Raw genomic sequence first — 26,039 nt, 5'->3', positions numbered from 1 at the left:
AGCCCGCCCGCCGCTGCCCTCATGCCCTTCAGGACCAGAATGCGAATCCCCCTGTTGGTGACCCTGTTCCTGGCCCCGCGGCTGGCCGCCCAGCAACCCGGTGGCGGCGCACCCGCGCCAACCCAGCCGTCGAGGCCGGTCACCCTGGTGCCGGCGCTCAAGCCACCGGTGGCGGACACCGGCATCTTCAGCCCGTTGCCGCTCCCCGAGCCCACCGACACGCGCAATCCAGACGGCTCCCCGGGACCTCAGTACTGGCAGCAGACGGTGGATTACACGCTGAAGGTGGTGCTCGACACCGCCGCCAAGCGGGTCTCCGGCACCGAGCAGGTGCGCTATACCAATCACTCCCCCGACACGCTCCGCTTCGTCTGGATGCAGGTGGACCAGAACCTGTTCCGGCCGGGGAGCGTGGGCTCGCTCCTGTTCGAGCAGGAAAGCCGGTTCGGCGGAGCAGGATTCCAGGGTGGGTTCGAGATCGAGAGCATCACCCAGAGCTCGCTGCCGGTCAAACCGGCTCCGGCCCGATCGGGCCGGCGGCGGACCGCCTCCCCCTCCCCGGCGGACCCGCACAGCGTCCCGCTCAAATGGCGGGTCGACGATACCATGATGTACCTCGAGCTGGCCACGCCAATCGCTCCCGGCGGCAGCACGGTGCTGGATCTGGTTTACGGCTTCAACATTCCGGAGCACGGGGCCGACCGGATGGGTCGGGATGGCAGCCTGTACGAGATTGCCCAGTGGTACCCGAGGATGGCGGTGTACGACGATGTGCACGGCTGGAACACCGATCCCTACTTGGGCCAGGGTGAGTTCTATCTCGAGTACGGCGACATCGATTACGACGTCACCGTCCCCGCAGGCTACATCGTGGCGGGGAGCGGCACCCTGCAGAACCCCACCGAGGTGCTCACCGCAGCCGAGCGCGGACGCCTGGCGAGCGCCGTCAAGTCGGACAGCACCATCGCCATCGTGACCGCGGAGGAGTTGAGCTCGGGCGCCGCCCGTCCTCGCACTGACGGCACCCAGACCTGGCGCTTCCGGGCCGAGCACGTGCGCGATGTGGCCTGGGCGGCCTCACCCGAGTTCCTCTGGGATGCGTCCGGCTGGGACGGCGTCCTCGCTCAGGCGTACTATCGGCCCTCCGCCGTGGACACCTGGAAGGATGCCGCGAAGATGAGCCGGTACTCCATCCTGGAATACAGCACCCGCTGGTTCCGCTACCTCTATCCCCAGATATCCGCGGTCGAGGGGCCGGTGAGCGGCATGGAGTACCCCATGATGGCGATGGAGGCAAAGGGCGACGACGGCCCCGACCTCTACAACGTCATCACCCACGAGATCGGCCACATGTGGTTCCCCATGATGGTGGGCTCCGACGAGCGGCGGTACGCCTGGATGGACGAGGGTTTCAACACCTTCATGAACACCTTCTCGGAAGAGGACTACTGGAAGCGGGATGACACCCAGATCCGCCGGGGCGAAGCCCGGTTCGTGACCACGCTGGACCAGACCCCGACCGCCCAGCCGATCATGACGCCCGCCAACCGCTACCGCAACGATCAGAATCTCGGCAGCCTGGCGTACGTGAAGCCCTCCATCATGCTGCTGGCGCTCCGGAACAAGGTGCTGGGGCCGGAGGTGTTCGACACCGCCTTTCGGGAGTACACCCGGCGCTGGGCTCTCAAGCACCCGCAGCCCGCCGATTTCTTCCGCACCATCGACCAGGTCTCCGGCCGGGATCTCTCCTGGTTCTGGCGCGGGTTCTTCTTTACTACAGCGGCGCTGGACCAGTCGGTCGAGACGGTGCATCAGGCGCCGGACAGCGGCGCCGAAGTGGTGATCCGGAGCCTCGGCTCCGCCGTCATGCCGGTCGAGCTGCGGATCGGATACGCGGACGGCACCGATAGTCTGGTCAAGCTGCCGGTAGAGATCTGGTACGGAGGCAACCGCTATCTGTACAGGTACAATCCCGGAAAGCAGATTGTGACTGCCCGAGTCAACCCCGATGGCGCCTTTCCGGATGTCGTTCCGGCCAATGACGGCTGGAGCTCTGCGCCGGCCACCTCGACCCCGTGACTTGATCGAGGTCACCCCTGAGGATCGTCGCGTGCCGCTCCCCGAGTACCTGCTCGACTTGCCCGCGGAGGAGGCGGCGCGGCTCATCGCGCTGTCGCTTCTCGATCGTGCCGCCATCGCCGCCGGCCGCCTGGCGGACCCCTCCGACCCCCAGGCGCTCCACGATTTCCGGGTTGCCATGCGGCGCCTGGTGGCCTGTCTCCAGGCCTATCGGCCGGAGATCGACGGCAGCGTGTCGTCGCGCATTCGCCGGCAGTTGCGCCGGCTGGCGCGGGTCACCACGAGGAGCCGGGATCTCGAGGTGCACCTGACCTGGGACCGCCAACAGGAAGGCGATCTGACTGCGCGCCAGCGCGCCGGGCTGCGCTGGCACCTCGGGCGCCTCGAGGCGCGCCGGCGCCGGGCCGATCGAGCCGTCTTCCGGAATGTGGACACCCGGTTCAGGAAGCTGGAGCCCCGGCTGCGGCGCCGGCTCGAGGTGTACCGGATGCGGATCGAGCGCGATCCCGCGCGGCGGCGGCACGAGGCTGCGGCGGTGCTGGGCAGTCGGATCCGGAAGTTCGGCGGCGACCTGGAGTGGCGGCTGGCGGAGATCGGATCGATCGAGGACGAGCGGCAGTCCCATCGGGCCCGGCTGGCGGCCAAGCGGCTGCGCTATCTGCTGGAGCCGATCCGGGATGAAGTGCACGGGGTCGAGCCGCTGATCGAGCGGCTTCGAACCCTGCAGGATCACCTGGGCGAGCTGCACGACAGCCAGACGCTCCAGGCCGACCTCGCGGCGGCGCTGCTGGGCGCGGGAGAGGAGCACGCGCGGCGGCTGTCGCGGGCGGTGCGCATGGCAGCCAAAGGTGACGGCATTGCCGATGACGCGGGCGAGGACCCGCGTCCCGGGCTGCTGACACTCATCCGCCGCCTGAGAGCGCGCGAGGAGCGCGCCTTCGCTCGGCTCGAGGCCGAGTGGCTCGACGGCGCCGCGGGGTCCTTCTTCGAGGAAGTCACCGCGCTGGGCAAGCGGATCGCCCACCGTCCCTCCTGCGTCGCGGAGATCGAGCGGAAGTTCGTGCTGCGCCAGGTGCCCACCACGGCGCGCCAGATGCCGACCATAGAGATCGAGCAGGGCTGGCTCCCCGGCACACGGCTGGTGGAACGGATGCGGCGCTGGCGTGATGATCGTCTGGAAGTGCGCTACCGGACGGTCAAGCCCGGCACCGGTCCGAGCGGTGACGAGGTGGAGGAAGCCACTGCGCGTGGTCTTTTCGAAGACGTCTGGCCGCTCACCCAGGGGCGACGGGTGGTCAAGCGACGGCACGAGGTGCCCGACTACGGCCTGACCTGGGGCATCGAGCAGTTCCTCGATCGCGATCTGGTGCTGGCTCAGGTTCAGCTTGCTGGTGAGGAGCCCGCTTTGCCCTTGCCCGAGTGGCTGGAGCCGTATGTGGTCCGCGAAGTGACCGGCGAGCGGGAGTACAGCAACCGGGCGCTGGCCCGGTAGTCGAGTCGTCCCTGCCCCATCCACTCCGATCCCAGGTCTCCATGTCCGTCCGCTTTCCCTTGCTCCTGCTTTGTCTCGGGGCCACGCCGCTGCTCGCCCAGCGATCCCCCTCACCCGCGGCCTCGCCCTTCGACCGGCTTCAGCTTCCCACCCCGACTGCGGTCCGGACCGGGAGCGGTGCCCCCGGCCCGGGGTACTGGCAGCAGCGGCTCACCTACGTGATCAAGGCCAGTCTCGATACGGCCGGCAAATCGGTGAGCGGCGAGGAGCGGATCACCTACGGCAACAACTCGCCCGACACGCTGCGATACGTCTGGCTCCAGCTGGACCAGAATCTCTTCAACGATCACAGCCGCGGCTTCTTCGTGTTCGGACAGGATCCGAGGTTCGGATCCAAAGGCGCGCAGGTCAGTGTCACCTTGACCCGGGTGGCCGAGCCGGCAGCGCCTCCCGTCAAGGGGAAGCCGGGCCGGCCGGCCACGCCGCTGCAATACACGGTGAACGGGACGATGATGAGGATCGACCTCGCCCGGCCGCTCCCCCCCGGTGGCAAGCAGGCGCTGGAGCTTGCCTGGTCGTTTCCCTTCGGACCCAACGGCAACCGGATGGGCACGGAGGAGATCGACGGGAGCACGGTGTACGAGGTGGCGCAATGGTATCCCCGGCTGGCCGTGTACGACGACGTCCGGGGCTGGAACACCGAGCAGTACCTGGGCCAGGGTGAGTTCTACCTGGAGTACGGCAGCTTCGACGTGAGTCTCACGGTGCCGACCGACATGCTGGTCGCCGCTACCGGTGTGCTGCAGAATCCGGATGAGGTGCTCACCGCGGCGCAACGCGCCCGTCTCGCCCGCGCGCGTACCTCCAGCGAAACGGTGGTCATCCGCGGCAAGGACGAGATCGGCGACGCGTCATCCCGCCCGCCGACTACCCGCGGCACGCTCACCTGGCATTTCACGGCCGACAGCGTCCGCGATTTCGCCTGGGCGGCGGCTCGGCACTTCATCTGGGACGCGGTCGGGGTAAACGGCGGGAAAACGCTGGCGATGAGCTTCTACCCTCCCTCGGCCGACTCGATCTGGAGCCACGCCACGGCGTATGCCAAGGCGGCGATCGAGCACTATTCCGAGAAGTGGCTCAGGTTCCCCTACCCGGTGGCCAGCAACGTCAACGGGATCGAAGGCGGGATGGAGTACCCGATGATCGTCTTCTGCCACAATCGCACCGACCCGGTGGCGTTGTACAGCGTGACCGACCACGAATTCGGGCATACCTGGTTCCCCATGGTCGTGGGAAGCAACGAGCGGCTCTATGGCTGGATGGACGAAGGGTTCAACAGTTTCATCAACCACTACAACTTCCCCATGCAGTTCCCCAACACGCCGCTTCCCACCGCGCGCGGTGTGCCCGAGACCTATATCAAGAATGCCAAGTCGGGGAACGAGCAGCCGATCATGACGCCGGCCGACCGCATGCGGACCACCGAGAACTGGCGCCAGGGTCTCTACAACAAGCCGGCCGTCGGGCTGGTGCTCCTGCGGGAGCACATCACCTCACCCGAGCGATTCGACCCCGTGTTCCAGGAGTACATCCGTCGCTGGGCTTACAAGCACCCCACGCCGGCAGACTTCTTTCGCACCATGGAGGACGGCCTGGGAGAGGACCTGAGCTGGTTCTGGCGCTCCTGGTTCTACACCACCGACCAGCTCGACCAGGCGGTCGACTCGGTGGCCCGCTCCGACTCCGCCGGCGGCTTCTCCCGCGTGTACCTGCGCAACGCCGGCAGCATGCCGATGCCGGTCGAGCTGGCACTCACCTTGGATGACGGCACCATTCGGCGCGTCTCCCTACCGGTAGAGGTATGGTATGCGGGGGACCGGTATGCGCTCCTTGTCCCCGGTTCCCGAAGCGTCACCAGTGTCGTGATCGACCCGGACAGCTGGTATCCGGACGTAGAACGGGGGAACAACAGGTGGGCGGCAACCGCCAAGCAGCCGGCCGGCCGGTAGACCTGAGCTACGGCGCCTGAAGCTGCCAGAGACCGCTCAGCATGTCGCTGGCGTAGAGCGAGTGTCCCTGGAGCTGCACGCCCCAGGTGTACGTATCTCCCGGGCCGCCTGGCTCGACCCGGCCGATCAGTCGGCCGGCCAGATCCCCGGCCAGGAGGCCGGACACATCGAGTGCCACGACGCCGGCGTTGTAGTACGCCGCGTAGAGGATCTGGCGCTGCTCGTCCATCCAGAAATTGTGAGTGCCGGCCCCGTCCAGATGGAAGAAGGCCACCTCCCTGGGATGGAACAGATCCTGGACATCGATCACGTGGATATCTCCGCTCGACTTCGCACCAAGCACTTGCGCGCCCTCCTGTCCGACGAAGAGATATCGGTTCTCTCCGCTCACCGGGTTGTGGAACCACCACCCGTTGTGTGTCGCCACTCCGCCAGCGACGCCGTCGTCGTCAGGGACGACGCGGCTCACCTCCTTCGGCTGCCGCGGCGACCCGCCGAGCATGCCGTTGCCCACGTCGTAGATGATGACCCCGCTGTTCCAGGCGAACACGAAGGCGAGGCCGTCACGCACGTAGGTGTCGTGAATCCCGTAGAGCGGAGGGATCGGCACCGAGGCCGCGAGACTGATGGCCGCCGGCGTACTGATATCGTAGATCAGCAGCGCGGGGTTCTTGGGGTTCTTGGCGGCGAAGACGTAGCGTCCGCCCGCGATATCGGCCACCGTAGCCGTGTGGATCCCTTCGGCCACCAGCGCGCTGTCTTGGAGCACCGGCTGCAGGGGGTCCGCCAGCCCGTACACGTACAAGCCGGCGTTGGCGCCCCGCTCGGTGCTGAACACCAGCAGCGCGCCATCAGCGCTCACTTGCACGTCGCTGACCGTGCGGATCGACGGGATCTTGAGCGAGTCTGCCAGGGTCGGCGCGCCGGAGGCATCGAGAGACCAGATCTTGATCACGTCCCCGGGCTGCTGATCGGGAGGGGCGCCCCAGGTGCCGGTGTAGGCGTACGCCCCATGGACCCAGAGATCTGAGGTGTACCGGTCGGGTACGTTGTCGCCGCCATCCCGAACCTGGAGCGCGCTGCCGTTCTGGTCGAGGCCGCCATCATTCCCGCCCCCGCAGGCGAGAATGCCCAGCAGGGCCGCTGCCACGCTTCCTCGCCGTGCGATCGGGAAACCCATCATCACTGGGCGTGCCCGCCGGGCGCATGCTCCCCCCTCACGCCCGACTCCTCGAGCGCACCGTAGCGCCCCATGCGGTGCGGCGGCTGGCCCAGCCGCACGCCCAGGGTCAGCGACCAGCACGTACTCTGACCATACAAGCCGCGGACGTCGAAGAGGCCGCCACCCACCTTGGCGATCCTGCCGTACGAGAGTTCCACCAGCGGCCGCACGCCCACCTCGCGAGTTCGGAGCGCGGTGACCTCATAGCCCAGCGTCTGTACGGTCCAGCGGGTGATTCCGAGCACGGCGTTCTCGATCTGCGGGCGGAGCGTCCGAAAGGCGGAGACCCGCTCCTCCTCCGGACGCTCGCTGCGTTCGACTCGGTACTGGAGACGATGGCGCCCCAACGTCCATGCACCTTCGGCCAGCAAAGAGTGGAAGACGAAGAAGCCGCCCGCTTCGGAGGTGCGCGCCCATTCCACCATCGCGTAGAGCGGCCGTCCGCTCACCGGACCGAACCACCGGGCAGACAGACTCCACTTGGACTGGTCGGCACGGATCCCGGCCGGTGCTCGGGCGAATGCACCTGCGCGTGAGAGCCCTGCACCTCCAGGCGCTCGAGAGGGAAGAACGTGAGCCGCGCCGACCAGGAGTCCCCGAACCGGTGACCCACCCGTGGCCATTGCCCCGGTCGTTCCGGCTCGTCGCCGTTGAACAGGCCCAGCTCGCCCGCCACCGTGCGGGTCCGTACCCCCGCGATCGCCACCGCGCGCTCGAGTATCTGCGAAAGGTGGTGGTTCACCGGATAGCGGACGAACGGCCGGACCATCGGATCATCGGTGCCGAAGGGCGCGAATCCCTTGCCCAGACTGACCGACGCCCGAACATCACCATCCATCCGGCCGAGCAGGTCATCGGCCGCGAGGATCACCTCGTGGACGTAGGTGTGGGGATGCCGGCGGTCGACGAACCCTTCGCCCCAGTCGCCCGGGGCGAGCTCGCCGTTCGGTATCGTCAACCCTTCGAGATTGACCATCGCCAGGAGCCGAAAGCGGTTGAGCGCACCTGCGTGCAGGTGGACCGCCGGCTGCACCAGCCGGATCTCACCCACCGAGCCTCCGCCCGGCACCGGGTCGGCCCACTCCCAGGCGGCGACTGCCTGCGCCCCGATACCTGCCCACACGCCGGACTGCGCACCGGACTGCGCGCCGAGCGAGTGCGGCCGGAGCAGTGCCGCGCCCAGAAGCACGAGGGAGGACCCCGCCAGGTGCCGGGTCCTCCCTCTCGATGATGCACCCATGTGAGCCGGAATCAGTCGGATCGCGCGGTGGCCCCCCGCCCCGCCACCAGGCTGGCCCGCAGGAAGTCCCGGTTCATCCGGGTGATCGTGTCGATACTGATCTCCTTAGGACACGCCTCCTGACACTCTCCATACAGCGTGCAGTGGCCGAACCCCTCGATATCCATCTGCCGCACCATCCGCCGCGCGCGGTCGAGCCGCTCGGGCTGACCCTGAGGCAGCAGGCCCAGGTGGGCGATCTTGGCTCCGGTGAAGAGTGATGCCGACCCGTTGGGGCACGCCGCCACACAGGCGCCGCAGCCGATGCATTGGGCGGCGTCCATGGCCGTGTCGACCACGTCCTTGGGAATGAGAATCGCGTTCCCGTCGGGCGCGCAGCCGGTCGGCGCGCTGATGTAGCCGCCCGCGGCGATGACCCGGTCCAGCGCGCTCCGGTTCACCACCAGGTCCCGGATCACGGGAAAGGCTCGCGCCCGCCAAGGCTCGACGTTGATATGGTCGCCATCCCGGAAGCTCCGCAGGTGAAGCTGGCAGGTGGCCGTCCCCCGGTTCGGCCCGTGCGCCACGCCGTTGATCATCAGGCTGCAGGCGCCGCAGATCCCTTCCCGGCAGTCGTGGTCGAAGGCGATCGGCGCCTCGCCCCGCTGCATCAACCGCTCGTTGAGCACGTCCAGCATCTCGAGGAATGACATGTCGGGGCTCACGTCCTGGACATCGTACCGCACCAGGCTTCCCTTTGCCGCCGGGCCCGGCTGACGCCAGACGTGCAGGACCAGGTTCACTTGTAGCTCCGCTGGGCGAGGTGTACGTACTCGAACTCGAGCGGCTCCCTGTGTAGCTGCGGCGGCCGCTCGAGGCCGGTGTATTCCCAGGCGGCCACGTACGCGAACTCTTCATCGTTGCGCCTGGCCTCGCCGTCTTCGGTCTGATGCTCCTCCCGGAAGTGGCCGCCGCAGGATTCCTCCCGGTGCAGGGCGTCGCGACACATCAGCTCGCCCAGCTCGAGAAAGTCGGCGACCCGGCCGGCCCGCTCCAGCGCCTGGTTCAGCTCGGCGTCGCTCCCCGGCACGTTCACCGTCCGCCAGAACGCCTCCCGCAAGGCTGGGATGCGCTCCAAGGCCTCGCGAAGCCCCGCCGCGTTCCGGGCCATCCCGCACTTGTCCCACATGATCCGGCCGAGCTCCCGGTGGAAGGAATCGACCGTGCGGGTTCCCTTGATCTCGAGAAACCGGCGGGTACGCACCGCCGCCTCGCCGGTCACCCGGCGGAACTCCGGATGGTCGGCGTCGACCTTCTCCAACCTGGCGCTCGCGAGATAGTCGCTGATCGTGTTGGGAAGGACGAAGTAGCCGTCCGCCAGGCCCTGCATGAGTGCGCTCGCGCCCAGGCGGTTGGCGCCGTGGTCGGAGAAATTCGCTTCCCCGATCACATGGAGCCCGGGAATCGTGCTCATCAGGTTGTAGTCGACCCAGAGACCGCCCATCGTGTAGTGCACGGCGGGGAAGATCCGCATCGGCATCCGGTAGGGATCCTCATCGGTGATCCGCTGATACATCTCGAACAGGTTGCCGTACCGCTCGCGGATCGTCTCGGCGCCCAGCCGTCTGATCGCGTCGGCAAAGTCCAGGTAGACCCCCAGGCCTCCGGGGCCGACCCCTCGCCCCTCGTCGCAGACCGCCTTGGCGGCCCGCGAGGCGATGTCGCGCGGGGCGAGGTTGCCGAAGCTGGGGTAGCGCCGCTCGAGGTAGTAGTCTCGCTCGGCCTCGGGAATCTGGTCCGGGCGGCGGCTGTCGCCCGGCTGCTTGGGGACCCAGACACGCCCGTCGTTGCGCAATGACTCGCTCATCAAGGTGAGCTTCGACTGGTACTCCCCGCTCACCGGAATGCAGGTGGGATGGATCTGGGTATAGCAGGGGTTGGCGAACGCCGCGCCGCGTTTGTGGGCCCGCCAGATGGCGGTGACGTTGGACCCCTTGGCGTTGGTGGACAGATAAAAGACGTTGCCGTAGCCGCCGGTGCCCAGCACGATGGCGTCGGCCACGTGTGCCTCGATGGCGCCGGTCACCATGTCGCGGGTGACGATGCCGCGCGCCCGGCCATCGATGACCACGAGGTCCAGCATCTCGGTCCGGGGATACATCGTCACCCCGCCGCGGGCGATCTCCTTCTCCAGCGCCTGGTAGGCGCCCAGCAGCAGCTGCTGCCCGGTCTGGCCCCGGGCGTAGAAGGTGCGCGACACCTGCGCGCCACCGAACGAGCGGTTGGCCAGCAGCCCGCCGTATTCCCGGGCGAACGGCACTCCCTGTGCCACGCACTGGTCGATGATCTCGACGCTGATCTGGGCCAGCCGGTAGACGTTCGCCTCGCGGGCCCGGAAGTCCCCGCCTTTGACCGTGTCGTAGAACAGGCGGTAGATGCTGTCCCCGTCATTCCGGTAGTTCTTGGCCGCGTTGATGCCGCCCTGGGCCGCGATGCTGTGGGCCCGGCGGGGCGAATCCTGGAAGCAGAAGCACTTCACGTTGTAGCCCAGCTCGCTGAGCGAGGCAGCCGCGGAGGCGCCGGCCAGTCCGCTGCCCACCACGATGATGGTGTATTTCCGCTTGTTCGCGGGGTTCACCAGCTTCATCTCGAAGCGGTGCTTGTCCCACTTGAGCTCCAGCGGGCCGGTCGGGATCCCGGACTTCAGCTCCATGTCGGCTTCCCCATCCCCTCGCCCGACCTGATGTGGCTCCTCACGGCCGAAGCACTCCCGCGTACACCGCGATCGGAATCGCCGTGAACCCCGCCCAGACGATCAGCGCCAAGGCCAGCGCGAGCTGCCGGCGCAGCGGGTGCGGCGACGGCGGGCTCACTCCGAGGCTCCGCCCGCTGCTCCAGATGCCGTGGTACAAGTGCAGGCCGACCGCGGCCATGGCGACCTCGTAGAACACGACGACCAGGGGATTGCCGAAGCCGGTGACGACGTTGTGGTAGGGATCGCCCTCGATGAAGGCGGCGTGCACCGTTCCGAGAGTGAAGTGGAGGATGTGGTAGACCAGGAACACGAGAATCAGCACCCCGCCCCAGCGAATGGTCCGTGCCGCCACGGTCGACACCTGGGGCTCGCGCCCACCAGCGTAGCCCACCGGCCGGGCCGCCCGGCGCCGGAGCGTGAGCTGGACTGCGGCCAGCACATGCAGCACCAACGCGGCGAAGAGCACCGCGCGCGCCACCCACAGCGCGCCTCCGGTGCCGTGGAGGAATGCACTGTAGGCATTGATCTTCGCGGGTCCCTGAAAGACGAGGAGGTTGGCCAGTACGTGGGTGATCAGATACGCGAGCAGGATGAGCCCGGTACCAGCCATGACCGCTTTCTTCCCGACCGACGAGTCCCACAGAGCCCACAACCGATTCATCGGTCGTCGCGGGTCAGGCCGCGTCCACGACGGCCTGCGTCGCCCGGACCGCTTCCGCCGACTTGTGCAGCTCGGTCCGTTCGGCGTCGCTCAGGGTGATCTCGAGGATGCGCTCGAGCCCGCCGCGGCCAAGCTTGCAGGGCACGCCGCAGAACACGTCGCGCAGGCCGAACTCTCCCTGCAGCCAGGCCGAGCACGGCAGGATCCGCCGCTTGTCGAGTGCGATGGCCTCCACCATCTGCACCGCGGCCGCGCTGGGAGCGTAGTAGGCCGAGCCGGTCTTGAGGAACGCCACGATCTCCGCCCCGCCGTTCCGCGTGCGGGTCACAATGGAGTCGAGAGTGCCGGCATCCATCAGCTGGCTCACCGGGATGCCCGAGACGGTGGTGTACGAGATCAGCGGGACCATGGTATCCCCGTGCCCTCCGAGCACCATCGCCTGAATGTCCTCCACCGACACGTTCAGCGCCTCCGCCAGGAACATGCGGTAGCGCGCGGTGTCGAGCACCCCCGCCATACCGACCACCCGCTCGCGGGGGAAGCCGGTGGCCCGCATGGCCACGTAGCACATGACGTCGAGTGGATTGGAGACCACCACGAGGATGGTCTGGGGCGCCACCCGGGCGATCTCCCGGCACACCGATCGCACGATGCCGGCATTGGTCTTGACCAGATCGTCCCGGCTCATGCCGGGCTTCCGCGCGATCCCGGCGGTCACCACGAACAGATCGGCGCCCGCGGCCGGCTCGTAACTGTTGCTGCCGACGATGCGGGTGTCGAACCCCTCGATCGGACCCGACTGCCACTGGTCGAGCGCCTTGCCCTGGGGCACGCCTTCGATGACATCGATCATCACCACGCTGCGTGCCAGCTGCTTTTCGGCGAGGCGCTGTGCCGCGGTGGCGCCGACGTTTCCTGCTCCGACAACGGCAATCGTGCCAAGCATCGGGAGTCACTCTCCAGGCGGGCCGTGGGTGCGTGGACTAAGGCGCAGCAATATACTGGCTACCCGGCGGCGCTGGTATGCCGGATGGCCTCGTACAACGCGATTCCCACCGCCGTCGCCAGGTTGAGGCTCCGAACCGGCCCTGCCATCGGGATCCGGAAGCAGCGGTCCGGGTGCTTCTCCAGGATGCGCGCCGGCATGCCCTCGGTCTCATTTCCGAAGACCAGACAACTGTTCGAGCGGTAGGGCGCCTCCCAGTAGGTGCGAGTGGCGTTGGAGGAGAAGTAGAGGCACCGCTCCCGTCCCATGGCGTCGCGGAAAGCGAACCAGTCCGGGTGCACCCACAGGTCCACCGCGTCCCAGTAGTCCAATCCGGCCCGGCGGAGCTCGCTCTGCTCCAGGGAGAAGCCGAGCGGCTCGATCAGGTGCAGGGCGCTGTCGGTGGCGGCGCAGAGCCGGGCGATGTTGCCGGTATTGGGAGGGATCAGGGGCTGGATGAGCGCGACGTGAAGCGCCATCAGCCGCCGCGGGTGTGCATCTCGCGCCGCGGCTCGGCGCGGAGACTCTCGATCCGATGCAGCACGCCCCGCGCGGGGAGCGCGGCGCGCTCCTCCGCGCCCCGGTCGATGCGGGCCCGCCAGGCGGCCGCGATCCGGGCGGCGATCTCCCCGTCCGCCACGCCGCCGCGGAGCAGGCTCCGAAGATCGAGCCCCTCTTCTCCATAGAGGCAGAGCAGCCAGGTGCCGTCGGCGGTGAGGCGGCTCCGGTCGCAGGTGCGGCAGAACGGAGCGGTGGTGGACGCGATCACGCCGAACTGGGTGCCATCGCCCAGCGCGAACCGCTCGGCCGGCGCCCAGCCGGTCTCTTCCAGCGGGGTGATCGTGCCGTAGCGCGCGGCCAGCCGCTCCAGCACCTCGCGGCGCGAGACAACCTGATCCATCGACCAGGTCGTCGCACCGCCCACATCCATGTACTCGATGAACCGGACCTCGACCTTCTCCCTCCGGCCGAACTCCAACAGCTCCACCAGCTCGTCGTCGTTATACCCACGGATGATCACGCTGTTGAGCTTGATCGAGTCGAAGCCCGCGGCCCGCGCGGCGGCGATGCCGTGCAGCACGTCATCATGGCGCGCGCTCCGGGCGAAGCGGAGCATTCGCTCGGGGCGGAGGGTGTCCAGGCTGACCGTCACCCGGCGGAGCCCGGCCGCGCGGAGCGCGCTGGCGGAACGCTCCAGCAGGATGCCGTTGGTGGTAAGCGCGAGGTCCGCGAGCTCGCCCTGGGCGGCGAGCATCGATACCAGCGTGGGGAGCTCGTGCCGCAGCAGCGGCTCCCCCCCGGTGAGGCGAACCTTGCTTACACCGAGGCTGGTGAAGATGGCGGTCAGCCGGGCGAGCTCCTCGAAGCTCAGGATGGACTCGCGCGGGAGCCAGACGTACTCGTCCTCCGGCATGCAGTAGCGGCAGCGCATGTTGCAGCGGTCGGTCACCGAGATCCGCAGACTGCGGAGCGGCCGGCCGAAGCGATCGACGGGCTCAGGCGTTGCGAGCTTCGACATCAGGCGGGCTGCGGTGCGGCGTCCGCCGGGTGAGAGGCGGCGGTAGGATCCACCCACGCCACCGTGCCGTCGGCGTAGACCTCCTGCTTCCAGATTGGCACCCGCCGCTTCACCTCTTCGATGATCCAGCGGCAGGCCGCGAACGCTGCCTCGCGGTGCGCCCCGCCGACCACGATGGCCACGGCCGTCTCACCGACCTCGAGCCGTCCGGTGCGGTGGCGCAGGGCCACCACCACCCGCCAACGCGGCTCCGCTTCAGCCACGATGCGAGCACACTCGGCCTCCGCCATCGGGCCGTAAGCCGAGTAGTGCAGCCGCTCGACGGGCCGGCCGCCGTGGTGGTTGCGGACCACGCCGAGGAAGGAAACCACGGCCCCGCGCTCCGGGGACTCGACCGTGGCGGCGAGGGCAGCGAGCTCGATCGGGTCGGACGTGAGGAACCGCACGCTCATCCTCCTGCGAGCGGTGGAAGGATGGCGATCTCGTCGCCGGCCTCGAGCGGTTCGTCGGCTCCGACGTGCGCGAGGTTCCGAGCGCAGAGCGGCCGCGCCGGGAGCTGATCGCCCCCCGGCAGCGCCCGCAGCCGTTCCAGCACGGCGCCGACCGAGGCCGGTGCCGGCAGCGTCAGCGCGATCGACTCGAGCCCGAGCCGGTCGGCGTAGCTGGCGAACAGGAGCACTCGCACGGTCACGCCGGAGGAGAGTTCGACTGCCATAGCGGAAAGCTATCCCTGCTCCGCGGCAGGGGAAACACCGCCGCGCGGGTCCGGTACGAAGACGGGTCGCCCCGGGGCATGTGCCCCGGAGCGACCCGTCGTGCAGTGCGGCCGCCGGCGCCGGGCCGGCGACTACATGCCTGGGACCGGCTCCGCCTGCGGCTCGCCTTCGTCCGCCACCAGCGCCCGTAACTCTTTACTGGGCTTGAATACGGGGACCGGACGCGCGGCGACCTCGACCGGGTCACCGGTGCGGGGGTTCCGCGCCATGCGGGTCTTCCGCCGGCGGATCTTGAAGGTCCCGAACCCGCGAACCTCGATGTTGTGCTGCTGCTTGAGCGCGTCCTTGACCGCCTCGAGGAACGCGTCCACTACTCGGGCGCAGTCCTTCTTGGAGATCATCGGCCCAGCGGTCTTGGCAATTGAAGCAGTGACCTGCTCGACGAGATCGGCCTTGGTCATGCGTCCCCCAGACGGGTTTCAGGCAGCGAGGCTGGCGGGCTTCCTTACGGCCGATAGTAGGAGCTTAAGTGTTGTCTGTCAAGGGGTTGGACTTTGCACCGTGGTCTGGCGGCCCTGCAGCGTGGCCAGGAACTCGGCAAAGTGGGGGAAAGCGTCGTGCGGCCCGGGGGCGGCTTCCGGGTGGTACTGCACGGCGAAGAGCGGGAGCTCGCGGTGCCGTACGCCCTCGATGGTACCGTCGTTGAGGTTCAGGTGGGTGACCTCGAGCCCGCTGGCTCCGGGCACCGCGCCGGCATCGCCAACCACTGCGAAGCCATGGTTTTGCGTGGTGATCAGGACCTGGCCCGTGCGCAGATCGCGGACCGGGTGGTTACCCCCGCGATGTCCGTAGGGAAGCTTGGCGGTGGAGCCGCCGAAGGCGAGGCCGACGAGCTGGTGGCCTAGACAGATTCCGAAGGTGGGAAGGCCCCCGCCGGCGAGATCCGCGATGGTGTCGACGGCGTAGGCCACCGCGGCCGGATCGCCCGGGCCATTCGAAAGAAAGAGTCCATCAGGGTTTAGCTCGCGCACCTGAGCCGCGCTCGTCTTCGCCGGGACCACCGTGACCCGACATCCCGCGCGCACCAGCATCCGGACGATGTTTCGCTTGATGCCGTAGTCGTACGCCACCACGTGCGGGCCGTCCCGACCCTCGGTCCAGGGCTCGTGCACGGTGGCGCGGGAGGCGAGGTCGAGACCTTCCATAGAAGGGGACGCCAGCAGCTGGGCCGTGAGCTCGCGGCTGGGTTCGCGGCCCTCCGCCAGGACGCCTCGCATCGCGCCCCGTTCGCGCAGGTGGCGGGTGAGCCGGCGCGTGTCGACATCCTCCAGCACCGGCACGCCCGCCTCGGACAGCCAGGTGTCCAGGCTCATCGTAGCGCGCCAGTTGGACATGTGCTGAGAGAGCTCGCGCACCACCACACCGGTGACCTGGGGCCGGGGCGATTCCATGTCTTCGAGATTCACCCCGTAGTTGCCGATCATCGGCGCCGTCATCACCACGATCTGCCCCAGGTAGCTGGGGTCGGTGAATGTCTCCTGGTAGCCGGTGAGGTTGGTGGTGAAGACCACTTCGCCGAAGCCGGGATCGATGGGCCGGGACGTGGTTCCGGAGAACCAGGTGCCGTCCTCCAGCAAAACGAAAGCGGGGCGACCCGTCATCGGCTCACCCCGCGCTCGATCCTGGTCACTGCTTGGGCTTGGGAGGCGCCGCCCCCGGAGACGGAGCCTTGACGGGAGCCGGTGCGGCGGCTGGAGACTTGGCCGGCGCGGCTCCGCTTGCCGGCACCTTTGCGGTCCCCGCGGCCGAAGGCTTGGCGCCACCCGCTGGCTCCGAGGCAGGCGGCAGGGGCGAGCCGCCGAGCGGCACCTGCGCGCCTGAGGCGGGCGCCGCCGGCGACGAGGCCCGCAACCGCTCCTGCAGCGCGCTGGTATCGCCGCTGCGGCGTACGAACGAGAGCATCAGCGCCAGCACCAGGAAGATGCCGCCGCACCACCAGCTCGCCTTGGTGAGGATGGTGACGGCCTGGCGGCCGCCGAGCACGGTATCGGTCGTGCCGCCGCCGAGCGAGGCGAGTCCCCCGCCCTGGCCCGCCTGGAGCAGGACCACGACCGAGAGCAGCAGCGCGTCGAGAATGAGCAGCGTGAGCAGGAACGCGAACATGAAATAGCCTCCTGGGCAGCCGCGAAGTCTAGCGGCCGACACAGGTTGGGTCAACTCTCGGCGGGAACGCTGCGGCCGATCAGGATGGTAATGTTGTCGCTGCCACCGCCCTCGAGGGCGTCCTGCAGCAGGCTCTCGCAGGCCTCCCTGGCGGAAGTCATCTCCAGCAGGCGTTGCCGAATCCTGTCATCGCTGACGTGGCGGGTGAGTCCGTCGCTGCAGAGAAGGCCGACGGTGTCCCACGCGTGATCCAGCCGGGTCACCGATGGCGCGGTCTGCTGGCCACCGATGGCGCTCGAGAGCACGTGTGCCCACCGGGTCCGGTCGGCTTCCGCCCGGGCCATCACGCCGGCATCTATCAGCTCCTGCGCCATGGTCTGGTCCCGGGAGATCTGAGTCAGCTCGCCTTGACGGAGCACGTAGCAGCGGCTGTCGCCCACCTGCAGCAGATAGCCCCGCGGCCAGACACTGAGCCAGAGCGTGAGCGTCGTCGCCATGCCGGCCAGGTCCGGGTCCCGATCCGATTCCGCCAGGATCTCCGCATGGCAGCGCATGGCGGCTTCCTGCAGGTCGGCCAGGAAGGTCCGGTCGTCGTGGCTGCTCCCGGCATAGTAGCATTGCACGCTGTGGCCGAGATAACGGGTGACGGCCTCGAGCGCGACTCGGCTCGCCGTTTCCCCTGCCGCGTTCCCACCCACCCCATCCGCCACCATCGCCAGAAACGCCAGCCGGTTCTCGAAGGTCGGAAGGCGATCGACGTCGGGCAGGCTGGTGCGATGCACCTGCATCTGCTTCCGCAGCGAGCAGATCAGGAAATGATCCTGATTCGACTTCCGTACCTTGCCGGCGTGGGTAAGTCCGTAAACGTCGAGCTCGTTGTCGCGCGGCTGCCGGTCAGGCAGAGCGCCCGCGGGATGGGGCGTCGGATGGGTCATGAGGCTCTCGCTTTCGTTGCATCCAGGATACGAGCCCCGTGCCGCCTTGGCCAGATTCCGCCGGCTCGCGCCGGACCGCTGTGGTTGTCTGCCCCGCCGGTCGGGGTGATGTTTCGGCGGTCACGCACTCTCCGACGCCCGCCGATCACCACGAGCCTCGATGCATCCACTCGCCGGCCAGCCCGCCCCACGGAACCTCCTGGTCGACGTCGGCGCGCTCGAGCTCCAGTATCATGGCCGCCGGCCGGACCCCGATGATCCGGCGCAGCGGGTGAGCTTCGGGACCAGCGGGCACCGTGGCACCCCGCTGGACGGCAGCTTCACCGAGTCTCACATCCTGGCCATCAGCCAGGCGATCAGCGAATACCGCGTCGCCAGCGGCATCACCGGGCCGCTCTTCCTGGGGAAGGACACCCACGCGGTGTCGCGTCCGGCGGAGCGGACGGCGCTGGAGGTGTTCGCGGCCAACGGCGTGGCGGTCGTCGTCCAGCAGGACGACGGCTTCACCCCGACGCCGGCCATCTCCCACGCCATCCTCAACTACAACGCGCGCCGGTCGGCCGGGCTGGCGGACGGGGTCGTGATCACCCCCTCGCACAATCCGCCGGCGGACGGCGGGTTCAAGTACAACCCACCAACCGGTGGGCCGGCCGATACCGAGATCACCACCCGCATCCAGGACCGGGCGAACGCGCTCCTGGCTGCGCGCAACGCCGGCGTCCGCCGGGTGCCCGTGGCAACGGCCCGCGCGGCTTCGACCACCCACCAGGAGGATCTGGTCGAGCCCTACGTCGCGGCGCTGGGCAGCGCGCTCGACCTCGAGGCGGTCCGGTCCGCGGGCGTGCGGATCGGGGTGGACCCTATGGGCGGCTCCTCCCTCGGCTACTGGCCCCGGATCGCCGAGCGCTACGGTCTCGATCTCACGGTGGTGAACCCGGTGCTCGATCCGGCCTTTGGCTTCATGACGGTGGATCACGACGGCAAGATCCGGATGGACTGCTCCAGCCCGTGGGCCATGGCGAGCCTGGTCGGTCTCAAGGACCGCTTCGCGGTGGCCTGGGGCAACGATCCCGACGCGGACCGCCATGGTATCGTCGCGCCCTCGGCGGGATTGCTCAACCCGAATCACTACCTGGCCGTGGCGATTCATTACCTGTTGACCCATCGCCCGAAGTGGCCGAGCGGGGCGGCGGTGGGGAAGACGCTGGTCTCCAGTGCCGTGATCGACCGGGTGGTGGCGGAGCTGGGGCGGACGCTGCTGGAGGTGCCGGTGGGATTCAAATGGTTCGCGCCGGGACTGTTCGACGGGAGTTGCTGTTTCGGCGGCGAGGAGAGCGCGGGGGCCAGCTTCCTCCGGCGCGACGGCTCGGTCTGGACCACCGACAAGGACGGAATTCTGCTGGGGTTGCTCGCGGCGGAGATTACCGGCGTGACCGGCCGCGACCCCGGTGTCTACTACGCCGAGCTGAGCGCGAGGCTGGGCGCGCCGATCTACACCCGGCTCGACACACCGTGCTCCCCCGCGCAGAAGGCGGCGTTCAAGCGGCTCACCCCAGAGGCGGTGACCGCGGGATCGCTCGCCGGTGATCCGATCACCGCCAAGCTCACCCGCGCTCCCGGCAACGGTGCGCCGATCGGCGGCCTCAAGGTCACCACGGCACACGGCTGGTTCGCGGCCAGGCCGTCGGGCACGGAAAACGTGTACAAGCTCTACGCTGAAAGCTTTCGTGACGCGGACCATCTGGCCCGGCTGGTCGCGGAGGCGCAGGGGATGGTGGAGGGGGTGCTGCGATAGGACGGGAAGGACGGGAAGGACGGCCGCGCAGCGAATAGGCTCGGGATGACAGTTCCCGCGAGGGTCGACAGCTCCGCTCGCTCACTCCACCTCGTCGATCGACCGAGGCCAATCCTCCCGCAGGATCCGCGACATCGCCCGGTCCGCCAGCAGCCGGCCGCCGGTCTGGCAGCGGGCGCAGTAGTTGGTCTCGTTGGCCGCATAGCGAATCCGCTGCACCGGCGCGCCGCAGACCGGGCAAGGCAGGCCAAACCGCCCGTGCACCGCCATTCCCTCCCGGAACGCCGTCACCTTCTCCGGAAACTCCTCACCCGCCTCGGCCCGAAGGCGCGCTGTCCACTCCCGCAGGACCGCGCCGGTGGCGTCGAACAGCCTCGTGATCTCCTCTTCCTCGAGTCGGCTGGTGAGCGTCAGCGGTGAGAGTCGCGCGCGGTGCAGGATCTCGTCGGAATACGCGTTCCCGATGCCGCTGAACAGGCGGGGATCGGTGAGCGCGCGCTTGAGCGTGTGGTTCTCCGACGTGAGACGGGCGGCAAAGGCCGCGTGGTCCGCGCCGAGCACGTCCAGGCCGCCGCGGTCGAACTCCCGGAGCGCTGCCTCGCCCCGCAGCACGTGGAGTGACGCCCTCCGGGTGCGGCCCGCCTCGGTCAGCACCAGCACGCCGGAGGGGAACTGGAAGGTGGCGAGCGCCAGCATGGCGGGGATCCTGGCGCCGGCCGCCCGCCAGCGCAGCCGCCCGGCGATCATCAGGTGGATCACCAGGAAGAGCTCGTCCTCCAGCGCCAGCACCACGCGCTTGCCGAGCCGGCGGAGGCCGCGGACTCGCTTGCCTTCCACCTCGGCGACAGATGGCGAGACCGAGCGGAGCACGAACGGATTGCGGATGAGCAGTCGTTCGAGCGGCTGGTCCACCACTCTCGGAGCGAGGCAGTCCAGGTAGACGGTGATGTCCGGGAGCTCAGGCACGCGCGCGCGTCGCTCGCCAGCGGCCGCCCACGAACGTGCCGGCGATGACCTCGTTGCCCGCGCCGAAGACCAGCGCCTCGAGCAGCCGCTCCGGTCCGACCTCCGCGAGCGCCGGAGCGGTCAGATCGATCGCTACCAGATCGGCCCAGGCGCCCGGCGCGATGCGCCCGGTGTCCACCGCCAGCGCGCGGGCGCCCCCGGTGGTGGCGGCGGCGAGGACCGTGGTCGCCACGTTCCCCGCCTCATCCGCCAGCGCTCCACGCATCTCCCCCTCGAGTCGCTGCCCGTATTCCAGCCAGCGCATCTCTTCCAGCAGCGAGAGTCGATTATTGGAGTCGGTGCCGAGCGCGAGCCGATCACGGGCGGCGTGCGGGAGCGACAATCGGGGGATCCCGTCGCCCAGGTTCGCCTCGGTCAGCGGGCACAGACACACCCGGCCCCCTGCCGCGAGAAACCTCGCCATGTCGGCGTCGGAGGTGTGGGTGCAGTGGACGGCCGTGAAGTTGTCGCGCACGTCGAGCGCATCGAGGATGACAGCCATGGGCGTGGCGCCGTACGCCGCCATCGACTCCTCGATCTCCCGCTCCTGCTCCTCGACGTGCATGTGGAACGGAAGGGCCCGACGCATCGCCTCATCGTGCACCGCGCGGATCTGCTCGGGGCTCGCCGCCCGGATGCTGTGCGCCACGGCGCCGAGGCTCTGGGTCGCAGGTTCGAGCATGCCGGCGAGCAGATCCATCCGGCGCCAGTACTCGTCCAGCGACGGCGTCGCGAAGCGGCACTGGGCCCCTTGCAGGGGCTTTCCGGGCGCGCCGGTCGCGTAGAACGTGTTGAGGAGCGCGATCCGGATCCCCACCTCGGCCGCTGCCGCCAGCACCACCTCGTCCAGCGCGAAGTCGCCGTCGCGCTCGTGATGGACGTAATGGAACTCTCCCACCGTCGTGACCCCGGCATCGCGCATCTCGCCGAACGCCTGCACCGACCAGCGGCGAAGCGACTCGCGATCGAGCGACCCGACCAGTGCGTACATCGCCTCGCGCCAGCTCCAGAAGCTCCCCGCACCGGCGGGGAAGCGCTCGCCGGAGCCCCGGAGGCCACGCTGAAAGGCGTGGGAATGGGTGTCGACGAATCCGGGCAGCAGCGCGACGCCGCTCAGCCGCTCCGTGGGAGACAGACCGAGTGCCCCCGCGGCGGCGATCCGCCCATCGTCCCCGATCGCAATCTGGACGCCCGGGGCAAACCCGCCGAGGGTCCACATCAGCTCGGCTTCGAGCACCGCCGGGCTCATGACTCGATGCAGCTCTTCTGGATGAGGTCGTCGAGGACGTGCCCGGCGCGGACGAACTCGCCAATGGGGAGCGACTCATTGGGCCGGTGGGCCACTTTGATCGTGCCGGGCCCGAAGAGCACGCACTCGAGCCCGATCCGCTGGAGCCAGCCGGCGTCGGTGGCGAACATGACGCTGTGGGAATCACGCTGGCCGAGGACGGTGCAGAGCTGCCGGTGAATTTCGGCGTCCGCGGGGAGCATCAGCGGCGGGCTCTCGCTGCCCAGGTCGAGCGTGAACGGCTCGCCGCCCACGGCGGCGCGCGCCGTCGCACGGACCCGCTCCATGAGCTCGTCGGCGGACATGCCCGGCAAGAGCCGGATGCCGATCTGTGCCACGCACCTGTCGGGTATGACGTTGGCGGCGCTCCCGCCGGCGACGGTCCCCACGTTGAGCGCCGCGAAGGGTACCTCGGGGAAGAACTCGCCGTTGGCCGGACGCTCGGTCTCCATCGTGCGGCGCAGCTCGCCGAGCGCGACGATCGCCCGCGCGGCCGGCTCGATGGCGCTTCGGCCCAGGTGGGGATACCCACTGTGCGCGGCGCGGCCCTCGAACTCGAGCCGGAGTCGGATCATTCCCTTGTGCAACCGGACCACGCGGAGCGAGGTCGGCTCGCCGATCACCACGTTTCGAGGAAGCGTCTCGGGCGAGGGCCAGGTCTCGGAAAAGTGGCGGGCGCCGAGAGTGCCGGTCTCCTCGTCGTAGGTCAGGAGGAGCAGCAGCGGGTACCTGAGCTTCGCGGGGTCCAGAGCGCGGAATCGATTTATCGCGAGCGCGAGGAAGCCCTTCATATCGGCTGTGCCCCGCCCCGCGTAGGTCTCGTGCACCTCGGTGAGCAGGAACGGGTCGGTCCGCCACTCGGGCTCCGTGGCCGGTACCACGTCCATGTGCCCCGAGAGCATCAGCCCCCGCCGGTCCGCGCGCTCCGGCCCGGCGGCGAGCAGCAGATTGGCCTTCTGGCCATCGGCCGATTGCAGTCGGGTGATCCGGACGCCCGGACGATCGACGTAGTCGCAGATGAAATCGGCCAGCGGGAGATTGCTGAGATGGCTGGTCGAATCGATCCCGACGAGCCGGGCGAGGAGCACGCCGTCGGAGAGGAGAGGCGTGAGGTCGTCGATCGCCGGCTCCGGCTGGGGAAGCATGGAGAGACTGCTGAAAAGCTAGAGGCGAATGGCGGGAAGTGCCAGCGGCGCGCGACGTTCCGGCGTCAACCGCCGAGTCCCACCAGCTCGCCCCAGCGGTCCGGATCGAGACTCGCGCCGCCCACCAGCACGCCGTCCACCTCGGGGCGGGCGAGCAACGACAGCACGTTCGCGGGGCTGACGCTGCCGCCGTACAGGATGGGCACCCGCACGTCGACGTCGCGCCGGGAGAGCTGAAACCGGATGAGATCGTGTACCTGGGCGGCATCGTCCGGCGTGGCATTCTTCCCGGTCCCGATCGCCCAGACCGGCTCGTACGCCAGGATCACCCGAACCCAGTCGGCGGCCGGCACCTTCGCGAGCACCGCCTCCACCTGCCGCTGGATCACCGATTCGGTGCGGCCACTTTCCCGCTCGGCCCCGGTCTCGCCGACGCACACCAGCGGGGTGACGCCGGCCGCGAGCGCGGCGACCGTCTTCCGGGATACCTGCTCGTCGGTCTCCCCCACCAGGTGCCGCCGCTCGGAGTGGCCGATCAGCACCACCCGGGCTCCCGCCTCCATCACCATGGAGATCGAGAGCTCGCCGGTGTACGCGCCTTTCGGCTCCCAATGGACGTTCTGAGCGCCGACCCGGATATCGGCCCGCTGAGCGAATGCGTCCGCCACCACCCTGATCGCCACCGACGGCGGGAAGAACCAGAGCTCCCGGCCCTCCACCGGCGAGGTCAACTGGAGAAACCGCTCCGCGAAGGCACGTGCCTCCTCGGGGCCGTGGTTCATCTTCCAGTTGGCGGCGTAGATGAGGCGTCGGACCATCGGATCAGACCTCATCCAGCACTGCGACGCCCGGGAGCTCCTTCCCCTCCAGGAATTCGAGCGACGCTCCGCCGCCGGTCGACACGTGGCTGATCCGGTCGGCGAGCCCTGCCTGGGCCACCGCGGCCGCGGAATCTCCGCCGCCCACCACCGTCACCGCACCCCGCCCCGTGGCCTCCGCCAGAGCTTGCGCCACCGCCAGCGTGCCGTGGTCGAACGGCGGCGTCTCGAAGACTCCCATCGGGCCATTCCACACGACGGTGCCGGCGCCAAGAATGCGCCGGGCGAAGTCGGCCTCGGTCTCGGGATCGATGTCGTACACGGCCCAGCCGGGCGGGATCTGGTCGCGGGGCACCGTCCGAGTTTCCGCGCCGGCCGTGAGGCCCTGGGCGATGACCGCTCCGGCCGGCAGCACCAGCTTCTTCCCCGCCTTGTCCATCAGCCGCCTTGCCAGGTCCAGCCGGTCGGTCTCCACCAGCGAGGTGCCGGTCTCCAGTCCCATCGCCTTGAAGAAGGTGCACGCCATCGCGCCGCCCAGCAGGATCTCGTCGACCTTGGGCAGGAGCGCCTCGACCAGATCGATCTTCCCGCTGATCTTGGCGCCGCCCAGCACGGCCACGAACGGCCGCTTCGGCTGGTTGAGCGCGTCTCCGAGATAGCGCAGCTCCTGCTGCATCAGGAAGCCGGACACTGCGGGCTTGAGAATCCGGGCCACCGCCTCGGTGCTGGCGTGCGCCCGGTGGGCCGAGCCGAACGCGTCGTCGACATAGAAGTCGCCCAGGGCGGCGAAGCGCTGGGCCAGGTCGGGGTCGTTCCGCTCCTCGCCCGGGTAGAACCGGCTGTTCTCCGCCACTGCCACGGCGCCGCGGGTGAGCCGCTTGGTGGTGGTGACTGCGGCGTCGGACGTGGGATCGGGAAGGAAGGTCACCGGAGCGCCGAGCAGCCGCTCCAGCTCGCGCACCACCGGCTGCAGCGAATACTTGGGATCCGGGCCGTCCTTGGGGCGGCCGAGATGGGAGAGAAGGATCACCCGCGCGCCCCGCTCTCTGAGAAACTTGATGGTGGGCAGCGCGGCGCGGATCCGGGTGTTGTCGGTGACCTTGCCGTCCGCGATGGGACAGTTGAAATCAACCCGCACGAGTGCCCGTCGCCCCTCGACGGCAGCGCCGAGGGATTCGAGCGTTCGCTTCACAGCCGCTGCCCCACGTAGCGGAGCAGGTCCACGCACCGGGCGGAATAACCCATTTCATTGTCGTACCACGAGGTCACGTTGACCAGCGTGCCGCCCACCACGTTGGTGGAGAGCGCGTCCACCGTGCTCGACTGCAGCATGCCGATGTAATCCACCGAGACCAGCGGCTCTTCGCTCACCGCCAGCAGCCCCTTGAGCGGGCCGCTCTTGGCGGCCTCACGGAAGGCAGTGTTCACCTCGTCCGCCGAGGTGACCTTCGCCACCACGCAGCTCAGCATCACCACCGACACGTCGGGGGTCGGCACCCGGAGCGAGACGCCGTCGATCTTGCCCTTGAGCTCGGGGAGCACCAGCGAGGTTGCCTTGGCGGCGCCAGTAGTGGTCGGGATGATGGACAGCGCCGCGGCCCGCGCGCGCCGGAGGTCCTTGTGCGGCAGATCCAGGATCTGCTGGTCGTTGGTGTAGGAATGCACCGTGGTCATGAATCCGCTCACGAAGCCGAACCGATCCAGGATGACCTTCACCATGGGCACCAGGCAATTGGTGGTGCAGCTCGCGTTGGAGATGACGTGGTGCTTGGCGGTGTCGTACGCGGTGTGGTTCACCCCGTACACGATGGTGATGTCTTCCTTCTTGGCCGGGGCGGAGATGATGACCTTCTTGGCGCCACCGTTGATGTGGAGGGCGGCCTGGTCGCGATCGGTGAATCGGCCGGTCGATTCCAACACCACGTCCACGCCGAGGTCCTTCCACGGGAGCTTGGCGGGATCCTTCTCGGCCAGCACCCGGATCGAGTCGCCACCCACGGTGAGGGCATCCGCTTCCGGCACGACGTCCCCGGGGAAGCGGCCGTGCACCGAGTCGTACTTGAGCAGGTGGGCCAGCGTCCTGGTGTCGGTGATGTCGTTGACCGCGACGAAATCGAGATCGCCCGCGCCCATTGCCTTGGCGGCGCGGACCACGTTGCGGCCGATCCGGCCGAAGCCGTTGATGCCGACTCGAATTGCCATGATCTCTCCGTCTTAGAATGAGGCTCCGGTG

At 68.8% G+C, this 26,039-nt stretch carries 25 protein-coding genes; 4 read left to right on the top strand and 21 right to left on the bottom strand.

All coding sequences use genetic code 11. From position 1 onward, the window contains the following. The first annotated feature begins 39 nt into the window (after positions 1-39). The 3 genes from VHR41_06310 to VHR41_06300 are packed head-to-tail and all read left to right on the top strand — an operon-like array spanning position 40 to position 5,580. Entirely contained in the window at positions 40-2,079 is a 2,040-nt protein-coding gene (locus tag VHR41_06310) for a M1 family metallopeptidase (protein ID HEX3233790.1), read from the top strand. A 31-nt stretch (positions 2,080-2,110) separates the two neighbouring features. Continuing rightward, positions 2,111-3,571: a CHAD domain-containing protein gene (locus VHR41_06305; protein ID HEX3233789.1), complete on the top strand. Its 1,461-nt coding sequence runs from the start codon at positions 2,111-2,113 to the stop codon at positions 3,569-3,571. Positions 3,572-3,612: 41 nt separating this feature from the next. Continuing rightward, positions 3,613-5,580, top strand: a complete 1,968-nt coding sequence (locus tag VHR41_06300) for a M1 family metallopeptidase (GenBank protein HEX3233788.1) — start codon at positions 3,613-3,615, stop codon at positions 5,578-5,580. A 7-nt stretch (positions 5,581-5,587) separates the two neighbouring features. Here VHR41_06300 and VHR41_06295 read toward each other — a convergent pair whose 3' ends face one another. The 15 genes from VHR41_06295 to VHR41_06225 all read right to left on the bottom strand — a co-directional run bounded on the left by VHR41_06295 (position 5,588) and on the right by VHR41_06225 (position 17,755). After that, the gene (locus tag VHR41_06295) at positions 5,588-6,730 is read right to left on the bottom strand and encodes a hypothetical protein (protein ID HEX3233787.1); all 1,143 of its coding nucleotides are present in this window, start codon (positions 6,728-6,730) and stop codon (positions 5,588-5,590) included. A gap of 32 nt (positions 6,731-6,762) precedes the next feature. Beyond that, the gene (locus tag VHR41_06290; GenBank protein ID HEX3233786.1) at positions 6,763-7,251 is read right to left on the bottom strand and encodes a hypothetical protein; all 489 of its coding nucleotides are present in this window, start codon (positions 7,249-7,251) and stop codon (positions 6,763-6,765) included. Then, positions 7,248-7,991: a hypothetical protein gene (locus VHR41_06285; protein ID HEX3233785.1), complete on the bottom strand. Its 744-nt coding sequence runs from the start codon at positions 7,989-7,991 to the stop codon at positions 7,248-7,250. The genes VHR41_06290 and VHR41_06285 overlap by 4 nt, the downstream gene beginning before the upstream one ends. Positions 7,992-8,053: 62 nt before the next feature. Then, on the bottom strand, positions 8,054-8,824 hold the full coding sequence (locus VHR41_06280; protein HEX3233784.1) for a succinate dehydrogenase/fumarate reductase iron-sulfur subunit: 771 nt from the start codon (positions 8,822-8,824) through the stop codon (positions 8,054-8,056). Next, positions 8,821-10,734 (bottom strand): fumarate reductase/succinate dehydrogenase flavoprotein subunit, encoded by a 1,914-nt coding sequence (locus tag VHR41_06275; protein HEX3233783.1) that lies wholly within the window; start codon positions 10,732-10,734, stop codon positions 8,821-8,823. The genes VHR41_06280 and VHR41_06275 overlap by 4 nt, the downstream gene beginning before the upstream one ends. A 40-nt stretch (positions 10,735-10,774) precedes the next feature. Beyond that, on the bottom strand, positions 10,775-11,437 hold the full coding sequence (locus tag VHR41_06270) for a succinate dehydrogenase cytochrome b subunit (GenBank protein HEX3233782.1): 663 nt from the start codon (positions 11,435-11,437) through the stop codon (positions 10,775-10,777). Positions 11,438-11,450: 13 nt separating this feature from the next. Beyond that, complete coding sequence (gene mdh / locus VHR41_06265; protein ID HEX3233781.1) at positions 11,451-12,383, bottom strand: malate dehydrogenase; 933 nt, start codon at positions 12,381-12,383, stop codon at positions 11,451-11,453. A 59-nt stretch (positions 12,384-12,442) separates the two neighbouring features. Next, positions 12,443-12,901 carry a tRNA (cytidine(34)-2'-O)-methyltransferase gene (locus VHR41_06260; GenBank protein ID HEX3233780.1) on the bottom strand — a complete coding sequence of 153 codons (459 nt, stop codon included), beginning with the start codon at positions 12,899-12,901 and terminating at the stop codon, positions 12,443-12,445. Beyond that, positions 12,901-13,941 carry a GTP 3',8-cyclase MoaA gene (gene moaA, locus VHR41_06255; GenBank protein ID HEX3233779.1) on the bottom strand — a complete coding sequence of 347 codons (1,041 nt, stop codon included), beginning with the start codon at positions 13,939-13,941 and terminating at the stop codon, positions 12,901-12,903. The genes VHR41_06260 and moaA overlap by 1 nt, the downstream gene beginning before the upstream one ends. Further along, positions 13,941-14,387 carry a molybdenum cofactor biosynthesis protein MoaE gene (locus VHR41_06250; protein HEX3233778.1) on the bottom strand — a complete coding sequence of 149 codons (447 nt, stop codon included), beginning with the start codon at positions 14,385-14,387 and terminating at the stop codon, positions 13,941-13,943. Before VHR41_06250 ends, moaA begins: the two co-directional genes overlap by 1 nt. Before the next feature lie 2 nt (positions 14,388-14,389). Beyond that, on the bottom strand, positions 14,390-14,656 hold the full coding sequence (locus tag VHR41_06245; protein ID HEX3233777.1) for a MoaD/ThiS family protein: 267 nt from the start codon (positions 14,654-14,656) through the stop codon (positions 14,390-14,392). A 132-nt stretch (positions 14,657-14,788) separates the two neighbouring features. Next, positions 14,789-15,118, bottom strand: coding sequence for an HU family DNA-binding protein (locus VHR41_06240; protein ID HEX3233776.1), 330 nt, complete (start codon positions 15,116-15,118; stop codon positions 14,789-14,791). A gap of 78 nt (positions 15,119-15,196) precedes the next feature. Further along, positions 15,197-16,318: a glutamine-hydrolyzing carbamoyl-phosphate synthase small subunit gene (carA, locus tag VHR41_06235; protein ID HEX3233775.1), complete on the bottom strand. Its 1,122-nt coding sequence runs from the start codon at positions 16,316-16,318 to the stop codon at positions 15,197-15,199. Positions 16,319-16,343: 25 nt separating this feature from the next. Continuing rightward, positions 16,344-16,820 (bottom strand): preprotein translocase subunit SecG, encoded by a 477-nt coding sequence (gene secG, locus VHR41_06230; protein HEX3233774.1) that lies wholly within the window; start codon positions 16,818-16,820, stop codon positions 16,344-16,346. Positions 16,821-16,870: 50 nt separating this feature from the next. Beyond that, positions 16,871-17,755 carry a protein phosphatase 2C domain-containing protein gene (locus VHR41_06225; protein ID HEX3233773.1) on the bottom strand — a complete coding sequence of 295 codons (885 nt, stop codon included), beginning with the start codon at positions 17,753-17,755 and terminating at the stop codon, positions 16,871-16,873. Positions 17,756-17,915: 160 nt separating this feature from the next. Between VHR41_06225 and pgm the strand changes: the two genes are divergently transcribed. Then, positions 17,916-19,550, top strand: coding sequence for a phosphoglucomutase (alpha-D-glucose-1,6-bisphosphate-dependent) (pgm, locus tag VHR41_06220; GenBank protein HEX3233772.1), 1,635 nt, complete (start codon positions 17,916-17,918; stop codon positions 19,548-19,550). An 81-nt stretch (positions 19,551-19,631) separates the two neighbouring features. On the opposite strand, the gene VHR41_06215 is transcribed toward pgm, so the two are convergent. From VHR41_06215 to gap, 6 genes are all read right to left on the bottom strand, one after another. After that, positions 19,632-20,516, bottom strand: coding sequence for a DNA-formamidopyrimidine glycosylase family protein (locus VHR41_06215; GenBank protein ID HEX3233771.1), 885 nt, complete (start codon positions 20,514-20,516; stop codon positions 19,632-19,634). Further along, on the bottom strand, positions 20,509-21,804 hold the full coding sequence (locus VHR41_06210; GenBank protein ID HEX3233770.1) for a formimidoylglutamate deiminase: 1,296 nt from the start codon (positions 21,802-21,804) through the stop codon (positions 20,509-20,511). Before VHR41_06210 ends, VHR41_06215 begins: the two co-directional genes overlap by 8 nt. Next, positions 21,801-22,988, bottom strand: a complete 1,188-nt coding sequence (gene argE, locus VHR41_06205) for an acetylornithine deacetylase (GenBank protein ID HEX3233769.1) — start codon at positions 22,986-22,988, stop codon at positions 21,801-21,803. The genes VHR41_06210 and argE overlap by 4 nt, the downstream gene beginning before the upstream one ends. Positions 22,989-23,053: 65 nt before the next feature. Next, on the bottom strand, positions 23,054-23,806 hold the full coding sequence (gene tpiA, locus VHR41_06200) for a triose-phosphate isomerase (GenBank protein ID HEX3233768.1): 753 nt from the start codon (positions 23,804-23,806) through the stop codon (positions 23,054-23,056). Positions 23,807-23,810: 4 nt separating this feature from the next. After that, positions 23,811-24,998: a phosphoglycerate kinase gene (locus VHR41_06195; GenBank protein ID HEX3233767.1), complete on the bottom strand. Its 1,188-nt coding sequence runs from the start codon at positions 24,996-24,998 to the stop codon at positions 23,811-23,813. Then, positions 24,995-26,008: a type I glyceraldehyde-3-phosphate dehydrogenase gene (gene gap / locus VHR41_06190; protein ID HEX3233766.1), complete on the bottom strand. Its 1,014-nt coding sequence runs from the start codon at positions 26,006-26,008 to the stop codon at positions 24,995-24,997. The genes VHR41_06195 and gap overlap by 4 nt, the downstream gene beginning before the upstream one ends. Positions 26,009-26,039 lie beyond the last annotated feature (31 nt).

The organism is Gemmatimonadales bacterium, assembly GCA_036265815.1.
GTDB lineage: Bacteria > Gemmatimonadota > Gemmatimonadetes > Gemmatimonadales > GWC2-71-9 > CAVVWJ01.
Note: the sequence above shows the minus strand (reverse complement) of the source record. Positions and strands in the feature narration are given on the sequence as shown.